The sequence below is a fragment of the Pseudomonas morbosilactucae genome (assembly GCF_023241665.1).
GTDB lineage: Bacteria > Pseudomonadota > Gammaproteobacteria > Pseudomonadales > Pseudomonadaceae > Aquipseudomonas > Aquipseudomonas morbosilactucae.
Window position 1 is genome coordinate 91,415 of sequence record NZ_JALQCX010000009.1, and the last position, 14,548, is coordinate 105,962.

Below are 14,548 nucleotides of genomic sequence, written 5' to 3' on the forward strand. Positions count from 1 at the left end.
CTAGCCTCCAGAAAATCGTGTCGCGCGGATAAATAAGGCCACCAGCCTAAAGGGAAGTGCCGTGCTCCTTTGCGGCAGAGTGCTTCTGAATGTTGCTTGGCCCAGCGCGGCTGAAAAGCCCTCGGGCAGCCCCTCGATTAAAAAGATATACACTGCGAAAAATCGATAAAAACGCCCGGTACCCGCCCCCCATGATGACCCTGCGCCAGATCCGTCACTTCATCGCCGTGGCCGAGACCGGCTCGATCTCGGCCGCCGCCCAGGCGGTGTTCATTTCCCAATCCACCCTGACCCTGGCCATCCAGCAACTGGAGCAGGAAATTGGCGTGACCCTGTTCAACCGCCACGCCAAGGGCATGACCCTGACCCACCAGGGTCACCAGTTCCTGCGCCAGGCGCACCTGATCCTGGCCACCGTGGACAACGCCAAGCGCAGCCTGCAGCAGAGCACCGACCAGGTGGCCGGGCAGTTGATCATCGGTGTGACCAGCCTGGTGGCCGGTTATTACCTGGCCGACCTGCTGACGCGCTTCCAACGCGCCTACCCCAATGTGGAAATCCGCGTGATGGAGGATGAGCGCCCCTACATCGAGCACTTGCTGGTCAGTGGCGAGATCGACGTCGGGGTGCTGATTGTGTCCAACCTGGAAGACCGCCACGCCCTGCAAACCGAAGTCCTGACCCATTCGCCCCATCGCCTGTGGCTGCCGGCCCAGCACCCGCTGCTGGAACACGACAGCATCAACCTGGCGGATGTGGCACGCGAACCGCTGATCCAGCTCAACGTCGATGAAATGGACCGCAACGCCCAGCGCATGTGGACCGGCACCGGCCTGCAGCCACGCATCACCCTGCGCACGGCGTCCACCGAAGCGGTGCGTAGCCTGGTGGCGGCGGGCCTCGGGGTATCGATCCAGCCGGACATGACCTACCGCCCCTGGTCCCTGGAAGGCGACATCATTGAAGCACGGCCCCTGGCGGACCTGAGCCAGACCCTGGATGTTGGCCTGGCCTGGCGTCGCGGCACCGCGCGCCCCGCCCTGGTGGACCCATTCCTCACCGTGGCCCGGGAGCAGCCCCACGGTGGGCGCAAGCTATCTATTTAATCGAACGCCCCATTCAGTATTTAGTATTTGTCGACCACCGGCCGCGCTACTAGTCTCTGTGCATTCCTGATAGAGCAGGCCCGGTCCCCAGCCCAGGGAACCCCCATGGCCCCATCCGCAAAGAGAACCCGCACAATGGCCGGCGCCCACCCCCCTTTGTTCACTGCGCTGTTGATCGATGGTGAACTGGTCGCTGGCCAGGGCGCGGTCGAACCCATCCTCAACCCGGCCACTGGCGAAGTCTTGACGCAGATCGCCGAGGCCAGCACCGAGCAAGTGGAAAGCGCGATCCTCGCCGCCCACCGGGCCTTTGCCGGCTGGTCGCGGACCACGCCGCAACAACGTTCGAACATCCTCCTGGCCATCGCCGACGCCGTGGAAAAACAGGCCGACCAGCTGGCGCGCCTGGAATCCTTGAACTGCGGCAAACCCCTGCACCTGGCCCGTCAGGACGACTTGAACGCCACGGTCGATGTGTTCCGCTTCTTCGCCGGCGCCGTGCGCTGCCAGACCGGGCAATTGGCCGGCGAATACCTGCCGGGCTATACCAGCATGGTGCGCCGCGACCCGATCGGCGTGGTCGCCTCCATCGCGCCCTGGAACTACCCGATCATGATGGCGGCGTGGAAGATCGCCCCGGCCCTGGCCGCCGGCAACACCCTGGTGTTCAAACCCTCGGAACACACCCCCCTGTCGATCCTGGCCCTGGCGCCGACCCTCGCCCAACTGCTGCCCCGCGGAGTGATCAATATTCTCTGCGGCGGGGGCGAAGGTGTGGGCAGCCATTTGGTCAGCCACCCGAAAGTGCGCATGGTGTCCCTGACCGGGGACATCGTCACTGGGCAGAAAATCCTCCAGGCCGCCGCCAAGACCTTGAAGCGCACCCACCTGGAACTGGGCGGCAAGGCCCCGGTGATCGTCTGCAACGACGCCGACCTTGAAGCGGTGATCGACGGCGTACGCAGCTACGGTTACTACAACGCCGGCCAGGACTGCACCGCCGCCTGCCGGGTCTATGCCCAGGCGGGCATTCACGATCGCCTGGTGGCGGAACTGGGCGCAGCGGTCAGCAGCTTGCGCTTTGCCAGCAAGCGCGACAGCGACAACGAGATCGGCCCGCTGATCAGCACCCGCCAGCGCGACCGCGTGGCCAGCTTTGTCGAACGCGCCTTGGGCCAGCCCCATATCGAACGCATCACCGGCGCCGCCGTGCATTCCGGCGCCGGCTTTTATTACCAGCCGACCCTGCTCGCCGGCTGCCGACAGAACGATGAAATCGTCCAGCGCGAAGTCTTTGGCCCCGTGGTCACCGTGACCCGCTTCGACGAATTGGAGCAGGCGGTGGACTGGGCCAACGACTCGGAATACGGCCTGGCCTCCTCGGTCTGGACCCAGAACCTGGACAAGGCCATGCAAGTGGCCGCGCGCCTGCAATACGGCTGCACCTGGATCAACAGCCATTTCATGCTCGCCAGTGAAATGCCCCACGGCGGCCTGAAACGCTCCGGCTACGGCAAAGACCTGTCCAGCGACTCACTGCAGGATTACAGCGTGGTGAGGCATGTGATGGCGCGCCATGGCGCGGCGTTTTGAGCGCTAAGCTGCAAGCTACAAGGAACGGCCGTACCGCCTTGAAGCTTGCCGCTTGCAACGTGCAGCTCGCCCCAATAACAACTAGCCACACCGCTTTTGCTCCAACTGCCCCGACCATAATTAAAGTAGAGGGAACCCCGATGTCCGCGCACAAGACTGCAATGCTCAGTGCTCTTACCACCGCCCTGCTGGCCAGCGCCAGCCTGCAGGCCGCCGAACCGTTGAAAGCCGTGGGCGCGGGTGAAGGCCAGTTGGATATCGTCGCCTGGCCCGGCTACATCGAACGCGGCGAGAGCGACAAGAGTTACGACTGGGTCACCGGCTTCGAGAAGGAAACCGGGTGCAAGGTCAACGTCAAGACCGCCGCCACGTCCGACGAAATGGTCAGCCTGATGGCCAAGGGTGGCTACGACCTGGTCACCGCGTCCGGCGACGCGTCGCTGCGGCTGATCGTCGGCAAGCGCGTGCAGCCGATCAACACCGACCTGATCCCCAACTGGAAAAGCATCGACCCGCGGCTCAAGGACGGGCCTTGGTACGTGGTCAACAAACAGGTGTACGGCACGCCCTACCAGTGGGGCCCCAACGTGCTGATGTACAACACCAACGTGTTCAAAGAGGCGCCCACCAGCTGGGGCGTGGTCTTCGAGGCGCAGAACCTGCCGGACGGCAAGCCCAACAAGGGCCGGGTCCAGGCCTACGACGGGCCGATCTACATCGCCGACGCGGCGCTGTACCTCAAGGCCAAACAGCCTGAACTGGGGATCAAGAACCCCTACGAACTGACCGAAGCGCAGTACAAGGCCGTGCTCGACCTGTTGCGCGCCCAGCAGCCGCTGATCCACCGTTACTGGCACGACGCAACGGTGCAGATGAGCGACTTCAAGAACGAAGGCGTGGCCGCCTCCAGCACCTGGGGCTACATGGTCAACGGCCTGCAGGCCGACAAGCAGCCCGTGGCCTCGACCATTCCCAAGGAAGGCGTGACCGGCTGGGCCGATACCACCATGTTGCACGCCGAGGCCAAGCACCCGAACTGCGCCTACAAGTGGATGGACTGGTCGCTGCAACCCAAGGTCCAGGGCGATGTGGCGGCCTGGTTCGGTTCGTTGCCCGCGGTCCCGGCGGCCTGCACCGGCAGCGAGTTGCTGGGGGCCGAAGGGTGCAAGACCAACGGTTTCGACCAGTTCGAGAAGATCGCCTTCTGGAAAACCCCGCAGGCCGAGGGCGGCAAGTTCGTCCCTTACAGCCGCTGGACCCAGGACTACATCGCGATCATGGGCGGCCGCTAGTACACCTTCGCGCGTTCCCACCGGCACCTGGGAACGCGGTTCGTGATGCCCCACCGACCTCAGCCGGCGCCTGGCGTCCGCTGAGGCCTGCCCACGCAGAGCGCGGGACCGATCATTCATTTCAGCGTTTCAGGCACCGCCTGCGATAGGCCCTGCCCTTTCGGAGCACCGCACCATGACCCTTGCAGTCCAGTTCACCCACGTTTCCCGCCAGTTCGGCGAGGTCAAGGCCGTAGACCGGGTGTCCATCGATATCCAGGACGGCGAGTTCTTTTCCATGCTCGGCCCTTCCGGCTCGGGCAAGACCACCTGCCTGCGCCTGATCGCCGGCTTCGAACAGCCCAGCGAAGGCTCGATCCGCATCCACGGTGCCGAAGCCGCCGGGCTACCGCCCTACCAGCGCGACGTCAATACGGTGTTTCAGGACTACGCCCTGTTCCCCCACATGAACGTGCGCGACAACGTGGCCTACGGCCTGAAAGTCAAAGGCGTGGCCAAGGCCGAACGCCTGGAACGGGCCGAAGAAGCCCTGGCCATGGTGGCCCTGGCCGGTTACGGCGAGCGCAAGCCGGTGCAGCTTTCCGGCGGTCAGCGCCAGCGCGTGGCCCTGGCCCGGGCCCTGGTCAACCGCCCACGTGTGTTGCTGCTGGACGAACCCCTGGGCGCCCTCGACCTCAAGCTGCGCGAGCAAATGCAGGGCGAGCTGAAAAAGCTCCAGCGCCAACTGGGCATCACCTTTATCTTCGTCACCCACGACCAGACCGAAGCCCTGTCCATGTCCGACCGGGTGGCGGTGTTCAACAAGGGCCGCATCGAGCAGGTGGACACCCCGCGCAACCTCTACATGAGGCCCGCCACCACCTTCGTCGCCGAGTTCGTCGGCACCTCCAACGTGATCCGTGGCGACCTGGCCCAGCAACTGGGCGGCAGCCCGCAGCCGTTCTCCATTCGCCCGGAACAGGTGCGTTTCGCCACCGGACCGCTGGCCAGCAATGAGGTGGAAGTCAGCGGCTTGCTGCACGACATCCAGTACCAAGGCAGCGCCACTCGCTACGAGCTGAAGCTGGACAACGGCCAGACCCTGAACCTCAGCCAGGCCAATAACCAGTGGCAGGACAACGGCGCCCAGCACCCGATCGGCGAGCGCCTGAACGTGCGCTGGGCCCGGGAAGCCATGACGCCGCTGAGCGACACCCTGGCGAGCGGGGCCTGACATGAACAGCCTGCCCCTGACTCAAGGCAAGGCCGACAGCTCAACGCTGCGGCGCTTCGCCAACCTGCTGTACCGCCGCCCCAACCTGTACCTGGCGCTGTTGCTGGTGCCGCCGCTGATCTGGTTTGGCGCGATCTACCTGGGCTCCTTGCTGGCCCTGCTGTGGCAAGGCTTCTACACCTTCGACGACTTCACCATGGCGGTCACCCCGGACCTGACCCTGGGCAACTTCGCCGCGCTGTTCCAACCGGCCAACTTCGACATCATCCTGCGCACCCTGGGCATGGCCGTGGCGGTGTCCATCGCCAGCGCGGTGCTGGCCTTCCCCATCGCCTACTACATGGCGCGCTACACCAGCGGCAAGACCAAGGCGTTTTTCTACATCGCGGTGATGATGCCAATGTGGGCCAGCTACATCGTCAAGGCCTATGCCTGGACCCTGCTGCTGGCCAAGGGCGGCGTGGCCCAGTGGTTCGTCCAGCACCTGGGGCTGGAACCGCTGCTGCAACTGATCCTGGGCATTCCCGGGGTGGGTGGCAGCACCTTGTCGACCTCGCACCTGGGGCGCTTCCTGGTGTTCGTCTACATCTGGCTGCCGTTCATGATCCTGCCGATCCAGGCGGCCCTGGAACGCCTGCCGCCGTCCCTGCTCCAGGCCTCGGCGGACCTGGGGGCCACGCCGCGCCAGACCTTTATGCAAGTGATCCTGCCGCTGTCGATCCCGGGGATCGCCGCCGGCTCGATCTTCACCTTCTCCCTGACCCTGGGGGACTTCATCGTCCCGCAACTGGTGGGCCCGCCCGGCTACTTCATCGGCAGCATGGTCTACGCCCAGCAAGGGGCGATCGGCAACATGCCCATGGCCGCCGCCTTCACCCTGGTGCCCATCGTGCTGATCGCCATTTACCTGTCCATCGTCAAACGCCTGGGGGCCTTCGATGCGCTCTAACTCGACACAGCATGGCGACAAAGCCTCCCTCGGCCTGCGGGTCGCGGCCTGGGGCGGGTTGGTGTTCCTGCACTTCCCGATCCTCATCATCTTCCTCTACGCCTTCAACACCGAAGACGCGGCGTTCAGCTTTCCGCCCCAGGGTTTCACCCTGAAGTGGATCAGCGTGGCCTTCTCCCGGCCCGACGTGCTGGAAGCCATCAAGCTGTCGGCGCAGATCGCCGCCATCGCCACCCTGATCGCCATGGTCCTCGGCACCCTGGCCTCGGCGGCGCTGTACCGCCGGGAGTTCTTCGGCAAACAGGGCATCTCGCTGATGCTGATCCTGCCCATTGCCCTGCCCGGGATCATCACCGGCATCGCCCTGCTGGCGACTTTCAAGACCCTGGGCATCGAGCCTGGGATGTTCACCATCATCGTCGGCCACGCCACCTTCTGCGTGGTGATCGTCTACAACAACGTGATCGCCCGGCTGCGGCGCACCTCCCACAGTCTGATCGAGGCGTCCATGGACCTGGGCGCCGACGGCTGGCAGACCTTCCGCTACATCGTCCTGCCCAACCTCGGCTCGGCCCTGCTGGCCGGCGGCATGCTGGCGTTCGCCTTGTCGTTCGACGAAATCATCGTCACCACCTTCACCGCCGGCCATGAACGCACCCTGCCGCTGTGGCTGCTCAACCAGCTCAGCCGGCCGCGGGACGTACCGGTGACCAACGTGGTGGCCATGCTGGTGATGCTGGTGACCATGCTGCCGATCCTCGGCGCCTATTACCTGACCCGTGGCGGCGAAAGCGTCGCCGGCAGCGGCGGCAAATAACCCAACCTTCCAGGAGCCGGCTGGCCGGCCATGCGTCTTCGACGCCGGCTCCTACCGATCGCATCAAGAGAGGAGATGACCATGCAAACCAAGTTGCTGATCAATGGCCAACTGGTTGCCGGCGAAGGCCCGGCCCAGGCAGTGCTCAACCCGTCCCTGGGCCAGGTCCTGGTGGAAATCAACGAAGCCAGCGAAGCCCAGGTGGACGCCGCTGTACGCGCCGCCGACAGCGCTTTCGACAGCTGGTCCCAAACCCCGCCGAAAGACCGCGCCCTGCTGCTGTTGAAACTCGCCGACGCCATCGAAAGCCACGGCGCCGAGCTGGCCAAGCTGGAATCGGACAACTGCGGCAAGCCCCTGAGCGCCGCCCTCAACGATGAAATCCCGGCGATTGCCGATGTGTTCCGCTTCTTCGCCGGCGCCAGCCGCTGCATGAGCGGTTCGGCCGGGGGCGAATACCTGCCGGGCCACACCTCGATGATCCGCCGCGACCCGGTGGGGGTGATCGCCTCTATCGCGCCGTGGAACTACCCATTGATGATGGTCGCCTGGAAAATTGCCCCGGCCCTGGCCGCCGGCAACACCGTGGTGCTCAAGCCTTCGGAGCAAACCCCGCTGACCGCCCTGCGCCTGGCCGAACTGGCCGCCGGGATCTTCCCTGCCGGCGTGCTCAACCTGGTGTTCGGCCGTGGCCCGACAGTCGGCGCGCCGCTGGTGACCCATCCCAAGGTGCGCATGGTGTCCCTGACCGGCTCCATCGCCACCGGCTCGCACATCATTTCCAGCACCGCCGACAGCGTGAAGCGCATGCACATGGAACTGGGGGGCAAGGCGCCGGTGATCATTTTCGACGACGCCGACATCGACGCCGCCGTGGAGGGCATCCGCACCTTCGGTTTCTACAACGCCGGGCAGGACTGCACCGCCGCCTGCCGCATCTATGCCCAAGCCGGCATCTACGAACGCTTCGTCGAGAAACTCGGCGCCGCGGTCAGCAGCATCCAGTACGGCCTGCAGGACGACCCGGCCACCGAGCTGGGCCCGCTGATCACCGCCCAGCACCGCGACCGCGTGGCCGGTTTTGTCGAACGGGCCATCGCCCAGCCCCATATCCGCCTGGTCACCGGCGGCAAGGCGGTGCCGGGCGACGGCTTCTTCTTTGAGCCAACGGTGCTGGCCGATGCTCAGCAGGACGACGAGATCGTGCGCCGCGAAGTGTTCGGCCCGGTGGTGTCGGTCACCCCGTTCACCGATGAAGCCCAGGTACTGGGCTGGGCCAACGATTCGGACTACGGCCTGGCCTCCTCGGTGTGGACTGCCGATGTCGGCCGCGCCCATCGCCTGGCCGCGCGCCTGCAATACGGCTGCACCTGGGTCAACACACACTTCATGCTGGTCAGCGAAATGCCCCACGGCGGGCAGAAACTTTCCGGCTACGGCAAAGACATGTCCATGTATGGGCTGGAGGACTACACCAGCGTGCGCCATGTGATGTTCAAGCACTGACCCCTTCGCCGGTCCACCGGCGCTGGCAACACCACAACAATAACCACCGATCCGGGTTGGGCCGCCAAGGCCCAGCCACGGTGTCGGCCATCCGAAATCTGCCGATTTCCCGGAGAACTCCGCCATGAGTGCAGCACCCGATCTCACCCCAGGCGTCGCCGACAGCGATGCCGAACAGCTCCGCCAACTGGGCTACAGCTCGAACTTCAACCGCAGCATGAGCCTGTGGGAAAACTTCGCCCTGGGCTTCACTTACCTGTCCCCGGTGGTCGGGGTCTACACCCTGTTCGGCCTGTGCCTGGCCGCCGGTGGCCCGCCCATGTTCTGGGCCTACCTGCTGGTGGGTTGCGGGCAGATGCTGGTGTGCCTGATCTTCGGCGAGGTGGTCTCGCAGTTCCCGATTTCCGGCGGTGTCTATCCCTGGGCTCGACGCCTGGTGGGCAAGCGCTGGGCATGGATGGTGGGCTGGATCTATTCCATTGCCCTGTGCGTGACCATCGCCGCCGTGGCGGTGGGCGCCGGCCCCTACCTGGCCGCGATGCTGGGTTTTGAGCCGAACAACAACACCAACATTGTCATCGCCCTGGTGCTGACCCTGTTCGCCACCCTGGTCAACCTCAGCGGCACCAAGACCCTGGCACGCATCGCCATGTTCGGCTTCCTCTGCGAACTGGTGGGCGCGGTGATCGTTGGCGTGTACTTGCTGATCTTCGAGCGCCATCAATCCATCGGCGTGCTGTTCAACACCTTCGATATCCGGGTAGACGGCTCCTACCTGCCAGCCTTTCTCACCGCGTCCCTGGCGGGCATGTTTCTCTACTACGGTTTCGAGGCCTGCGGCGATGTGGCCGAAGAAACCCCCAACCCCAGCCAGAAGATTCCGGTGGCCATGCGCATGACCATCTACATCGGTGGCATCGCGGCGATGTTTGCCTGCCTGGCGCTGATCCTTGCCGTACCGGACATGCAGGCGGTGATCGACGGCACCGACAAGGACCCGGTGACCACCATCCTCAACAACGCCTTTGGCAGCTTCGGCTCGAAACTGGTGATGGGCGTGGTGATGATTTCCTTCATCTCGTGCGTCATCAGCCTGCAAGCGGCCGCCAGTCGCCTGTTGTACTCCTACGCCCGGGACGAAATGGTCATCGGCAGCGCCTTGCTCAAGCGCCTCTCCCCCACCACCCAGGTGCCGGTGGCGGCGCTGTTCGTCTCCGGCGTGTTGCCGGCCCTGATCATCGCCCTGGGCTTTTTCCTCCAGGACGCGGTGGCGACCATCGTCAGCTTTGCCGCCATCGGCATCTACCTGGCGTTTCAGATGATCGTCCTCGCGGCGCTCTACGCCCGCGCCAAAGGCTGGAAGCCCAGCGGCAAGTTCACCCTCGGTGCGTGGGGCTGGCCGGTGAACCTGGGAGCGCTGGTGTATGGCGTCGGCGCGATTATCAACATGGCCTGGCCACGGACCCCGGACGCGGCCTGGTACAGCAACTACGCCATGGTCCTGAGCACCGCCATCGTCATCGGCCTGGGGCTGTTGTACATGTGGCTGGCCAAGCCGTATGACCACGGCAGCGCCCCGGCGGGCGATGCCTGGACCATCCGCCGCTGAGGTTCGGCGCCCCGGCAAGCACCTGACGCCGGGGCGCCCTTGAGGTGCCCCGGCGCAGGCGCCCCTGGCTCACCCGCCCCGGTGCTGAAAAACCTGCACGCCCCGCTCTGGATTCGCCCTCGCGGTTACGGCACTATCCGCCGCCTGAACCTGCCCGACCTCTGGAACCGGGCCACTGAACACACCTCAGGCAGCAAGGACGCGCCCATGCCCTCCCCCCTGTTATCCGCCCGTGACGGGCAGTGCTCCGTGCGGAGCGCCCGGCCATGACGCACAAGTACGACGAGCTGATCCGCCTGGCCACCGCGATCCTCGCCCACAGCCTGGCCGCGGTGGCCTTCTTGCTGATCGATCTGTATGGCGTACCGCTGTACGAGCAGTGGTTCGGCGCCATCCGCAAGGCATTCGGCATGGGCATGCTGATCCGCACGCTGTTCGGCCTGTTTATCGCCGTCAACCTGGTGATCGCCATCGTCCCGGTGTTCAAGGTCAAACTGTTTCTGACCCTGCCATTGGTGCTGCTGACGGCTTACGTGCTGTTCCCCCAACACCCGATTCGCGGTTGGGTCTACACCGCCGAGGTCGCCCTGCTGCCCCTGGCGGCGATCTACCTGTCGCGCTGGATGCACCAGCGACTGAGCCACAGGTCCAACCGAGCCAGCGCGCCATGACCCGTGACACATCACCGGGCCAACACGCCGCCAGTGCAGCCCCCGGCCGCCCCCACGACGCACTGATCCGCGTGCTGACTGCCTTGCTGGCCCACGGCCTGGCGGTGGCGCTGTTTTACCTGGCGCACCTGTTCGGCGTGCCGATCTACCGCCACCTGTTCGGCTCGATCTCCCGCGGCATCGCCCTGGGGCTGGGCAGTTACTACCTGTTTATTCTGTTTATCCTGGTCAACGGCGTGGCCGCCCTGGTGCCCAACCTCAAGCTCAAGCTGGGCCTGGTCCTGCTGCCGGTGCTCGCCAGTGCCTGGATGTTTTTCCCCAACAACCCCATTCGCGGCCTGGTGTACTGCAGCCTGACCGGGATCCTGCCATTACTGGCGATCGGGCTGGCGCAGCGGTTGCACCGGTTGTTCAGCCCCAAGGAGGTGACCCATGGCTAATGGCACGCGCGTAACGGCAACGCTGAAATACCTGACCCTGCTGGGCACGCTGGGCACGTGCGGCCCTAGCCTGGCGACGAGCCTGGAGCAGCAGTTCGCTGACCTGGCCACCTGCCGTGTCGATCAGGTGTACCTCAACCCCGTCGATCAACAACCCAGCGGCGACTACTTCGTGGAACGCCAACTGCTGCCTTGCGACGTCGACGAAGTGGCACGCTACTGCGTCGACGAGCGCTTCCACGGGCTGACGGTGCTTGCCGTGGCGATTCCCTACCGCGGGCCGTTCTCGGTGCATGCCCTGTACTTCAAGGACGATGTGGCCAGCGTGCGCACCCGCCTTGGCCCAGGCTTCGACGGTGACGGCATCCACCAGCCCCGCTTGATGGCCGACCGACAGAACCCCAGCGGCTCGGTGCTGTATTGCGACCCGGACAGCCAATGACCCCTTTTGCCCCCTTTCGCCACGGATAGCCCTATGTCCAGATTCCACCACGCCCTGCGCCTGAGCCTGTTGAGCCTGGCCTTCAGTGCCGGGGCCCAGGCCGCCGAGCCCGCTTGCCCCTCCTCAGACCTGAAAAGCTTTGTCCAGGCCTTCGCCACAAACCCCGAGTTGCAGACCGCCTTCAGCGCCTCACCCTTGGTCGAGCAGCGCCCGGCCTACGATGACCGCGGCCGCAGCGTGACCGTGCGGCAAAAACTGTCGGCCCTGCCGGAGGGTGCCCTGGCGCTGCTGGATCCCCAGGCACAGGCCCGGGCCGGCCTGCAAAGCTTCTGGGTCGATGAGCAGACCCTGGTGGTCCACGATCAATTGGGGGATGTGCTACAGGCCTTTGTGTTCAAGCAGAACAGCTGCTGGAACCTGGCCCGTATCGAACAGTGGTCGGTGGAGTCGATGCTCAATGAGCGCGCGCCGGCCAACGAAACCGCGCTGCAACGCAAGCTACGCAAGGGCTCGCTGTACGAAGGCTTTGGCGCGCGGGAACAGTACCTGCTAACCCCTTATTTCTTCGAGCTGGCCCAACGCATCGACCTCGACGCCGCCGCCCAGGGCTCGGCCGAAGGTGCAGTACGGGCAGTGGTACTCGGCTATTCGGGCATGTCTCCGGCCGTGCCCCCGGCGCAGATCGAGCAACTGACTTCGACCTACGCCGAGGTCAATGCCGATGCCGCGATGCTGCTGTCGGGTTTCTACTGCCACGGCGGTGACGACGTGTCCGACGAGCCCTGCAAAGACCCGGGCAAGGCCGAAAGCACCTTGCAACAGGCCGCCAAGCGCTTCGATTCGGGGCAGGTGTATTCGGTGCTCGGCAGCGCCTACGCCGACGGCACCTGGGGCGCGAAAGACCAGCCTCGGGCCCTGGCCTGCTACCAACTGGCCGCCGACAAAGGCGACGACGAGGTGCTGCACACCCTGGCCTACTACGCCAAGCAAGGGCTGACCCCGTCGCCCGGAACCCACTGCCTCTGAGGCTGGCGAACCGGCGCGGGGATTTATTTACCAATGGACACATCCTGGAGATTTTTTGCCGTCGGCGAACCGTTTATCCTCTTTGCCCTCTGATAACAGTCCATTGCGTTTGGCCGAAGGCATGACCGAACCTCAATTCGCGACCCCGTGCGCAGCCAGGAAGGGCTCCGGGATCCCAGCCATAAGGTTCACCCATGCACCGCAGGAATCTACTGAAAGCCTCCATGGCCCTCGCGGCCTACACCGGTCTCTCGGCCAGCGGCCTGCTGGCAGCCCGCGCCTGGGCCGGCGCCGCTGACGGCCTGGCGAAAACCTTCGATTTCGAGGGCCTCAAGGCCCAGGCCAAGCAGTTGGCCAGCAGCCGTTATATCGACACCAAGCAGGTACTGCCGCCGACCCTGGCGACCATGACGCCGCAGAATTTCAACGCCATCCAGTACGACGCCAAGCACTCGCTGTGGAACGAACTCAACGGCCAGTTGGACGTGCAGTTCTTCCATGTCGGCATGGGCTTCAAGCAGCCGGTGCGCATGCACAGCGTCGACCCCAAGACCCGCCAGGCCCGGGAAGTGCACTTCCGGCCGCCGCTGTTCAACTACCAGAACACCAGCGTCGACACGGCCCAGCTCAAGGGCGACCTGGGCTTTGCCGGTTTCAAACTGTTCAAGGCCCCGGAGCTGGACAAGCACGACGTGGTGTCCTTCCTCGGCGCCAGCTACTTCCGCGCCGTGGACGCCACCGGCCAATACGGCCTGTCGGCACGGGGCCTGGCGATCGACACCTACGCCAAGAAGCGTGAAGAGTTCCCCGACTTCACCCAGTTCTGGTTCGAGACCCCGGACAAGAACAGCACCCGCTTCGTGGTCTACGCCCTGCTCGACTCGCCGAGTGCCACCGGTGCCTACCGCTTTGATATCGACTGCCAGGCCGAGCGCGTGGTGATGGACATCGACGCCCACGTCAACGCCCGCACCGCCATCGAACAACTGGGCATTGCCCCGATGACCAGCATGTTCAGCTGCGGCAACCACGAACGGCGCATGTGCGACACCATCCACCCGCAGATCCACGACTCCGACCGCCTGGCCATGTGGCGCGGCAACGGCGAGTGGATCTGCCGCCCGCTGAACAACCCGGCCACCCTGCAATTCAACGCCTTCGCCGACACCAACCCGAAAGGCTTTGGCCTGGTGCAGACCGACCACGAGTTCGCCAACTACCAGGACACCGTGGACTGGTACAGCAAACGCCCAAGCCTGTGGGTCGAGCCCACCACCGCGTGGGGCGAAGGCTCCATCGACCTGCTGGAAATCCCCACCACCGGGGAAACCATGGACAACATCGTGGCCTTCTGGACCCCGAAAAAGCCCGTGGCCGCCGGCGACTCGCTGAACTACGGCTACAAGCTCTATTGGAGCGCCCTGCCACCGGTGAGCACGCCCCTGGCACGGGTCAATGCCACCCGTTCGGGCATGGGCGGCTTTGTCGAAGGCTGGGCCCCGGGGGAGCACTACCCGCCGGTCTGGGCGCGGCGCTTCGCGGTGGATTTCAACGGTGGCGGCCTCGACCGGCTGCCGGCCGGCACCGGGATCGAACCCGTGATCAGCGCCTCCAACGGCCAGATCAAGGACATCCATGTGCTGCCTCTGGACCCCATCAAGGGCTTCCGCATTCTCTTCGACTGGTACCCGACCAACGACAGCGTGGACCCGGTGGAAATGCGCCTGTTTATCCGCACCCAGGACCGTACCCTGAGCGAAACCTGGCTCTACCAGTACTTCCCGCCCGCACCGGACAAACGCAAATACCCGTGATCCGCTGACAGCGATGGCGCCCTGAAGCCGCCGACAAAAAAACCGGTCCATTGGGACCGGTTTTTTTATG

General features: G+C 64.9%; 13 protein-coding genes. All 13 read left to right on the forward strand.

Annotation, left to right across the window (positions count from 1 at the left end):
* Positions 1 to 191: 191 nt before the first annotated feature.
* The 13 genes from M1B35_RS05455 (at position 192) to M1B35_RS05515 (ending at position 14,478) form a co-directional block, all read left to right on the forward strand.
* A complete protein-coding gene (locus M1B35_RS05455; RefSeq protein WP_268261418.1) occupies positions 192 to 1,106 on the forward strand; it encodes a LysR family transcriptional regulator in 915 nt (304 codons plus the stop codon).
* A 135-nt stretch (positions 1,107 to 1,241) separates the two neighbouring features.
* The gene (locus M1B35_RS05460; protein WP_123336795.1) at positions 1,242 to 2,699 is read left to right on the forward strand and encodes a gamma-aminobutyraldehyde dehydrogenase; all 1,458 of its coding nucleotides are present in this window, start codon (positions 1,242 to 1,244) and stop codon (positions 2,697 to 2,699) included.
* 140 nt (positions 2,700 to 2,839) lie between these two features.
* Complete coding sequence (ydcS, locus tag M1B35_RS05465) at positions 2,840 to 3,991, forward strand: putative ABC transporter substrate-binding protein YdcS (protein ID WP_268261419.1); 1,152 nt, start codon at positions 2,840 to 2,842, stop codon at positions 3,989 to 3,991.
* Positions 3,992 to 4,166: 175 nt separating this feature from the next.
* Positions 4,167 to 5,204, forward strand: a complete 1,038-nt coding sequence (locus M1B35_RS05470; RefSeq protein WP_268261420.1) for an ABC transporter ATP-binding protein — start codon at positions 4,167 to 4,169, stop codon at positions 5,202 to 5,204.
* 1 nt (position 5,205) lies between these two features.
* On the forward strand, positions 5,206 to 6,153 hold the full coding sequence (locus tag M1B35_RS05475; protein ID WP_123336800.1) for an ABC transporter permease: 948 nt from the start codon (positions 5,206 to 5,208) through the stop codon (positions 6,151 to 6,153).
* Positions 6,143 to 6,970, forward strand: a complete 828-nt coding sequence (locus tag M1B35_RS05480) for an ABC transporter permease (protein ID WP_123336802.1) — start codon at positions 6,143 to 6,145, stop codon at positions 6,968 to 6,970. The genes M1B35_RS05475 and M1B35_RS05480 overlap by 11 nt, the downstream gene beginning before the upstream one ends.
* 81 nt (positions 6,971 to 7,051) lie before the next feature.
* Positions 7,052 to 8,476, forward strand: a complete 1,425-nt coding sequence (locus M1B35_RS05485) for a gamma-aminobutyraldehyde dehydrogenase (protein WP_123337509.1) — start codon at positions 7,052 to 7,054, stop codon at positions 8,474 to 8,476.
* Between the two features lie 124 nt (positions 8,477 to 8,600).
* Positions 8,601 to 10,085, forward strand: coding sequence for an APC family permease (locus M1B35_RS05490; protein ID WP_268261421.1), 1,485 nt, complete (start codon positions 8,601 to 8,603; stop codon positions 10,083 to 10,085).
* A gap of 266 nt (positions 10,086 to 10,351) precedes the next feature.
* Positions 10,352 to 10,756 carry a hypothetical protein gene (locus M1B35_RS05495; RefSeq protein ID WP_268261422.1) on the forward strand — a complete coding sequence of 135 codons (405 nt, stop codon included), beginning with the start codon at positions 10,352 to 10,354 and terminating at the stop codon, positions 10,754 to 10,756.
* On the forward strand, positions 10,753 to 11,196 hold the full coding sequence (locus M1B35_RS05500; RefSeq protein WP_268261423.1) for a hypothetical protein: 444 nt from the start codon (positions 10,753 to 10,755) through the stop codon (positions 11,194 to 11,196). Before M1B35_RS05495 ends, M1B35_RS05500 begins: the two co-directional genes overlap by 4 nt.
* Positions 11,189 to 11,638 (forward strand): hypothetical protein, encoded by a 450-nt coding sequence (locus M1B35_RS05505; protein WP_268261424.1) that lies wholly within the window; start codon positions 11,189 to 11,191, stop codon positions 11,636 to 11,638. The genes M1B35_RS05500 and M1B35_RS05505 overlap by 8 nt, the downstream gene beginning before the upstream one ends.
* 33 nt (positions 11,639 to 11,671) lie before the next feature.
* Positions 11,672 to 12,664 (forward strand): SEL1-like repeat protein, encoded by a 993-nt coding sequence (locus M1B35_RS05510; protein WP_268261425.1) that lies wholly within the window; start codon positions 11,672 to 11,674, stop codon positions 12,662 to 12,664.
* A gap of 194 nt (positions 12,665 to 12,858) precedes the next feature.
* The gene (locus M1B35_RS05515; RefSeq protein WP_268261426.1) at positions 12,859 to 14,478 is read left to right on the forward strand and encodes a glucan biosynthesis protein D; all 1,620 of its coding nucleotides are present in this window, start codon (positions 12,859 to 12,861) and stop codon (positions 14,476 to 14,478) included.
* Positions 14,479 to 14,548: the final 70 nt, after the last annotated feature.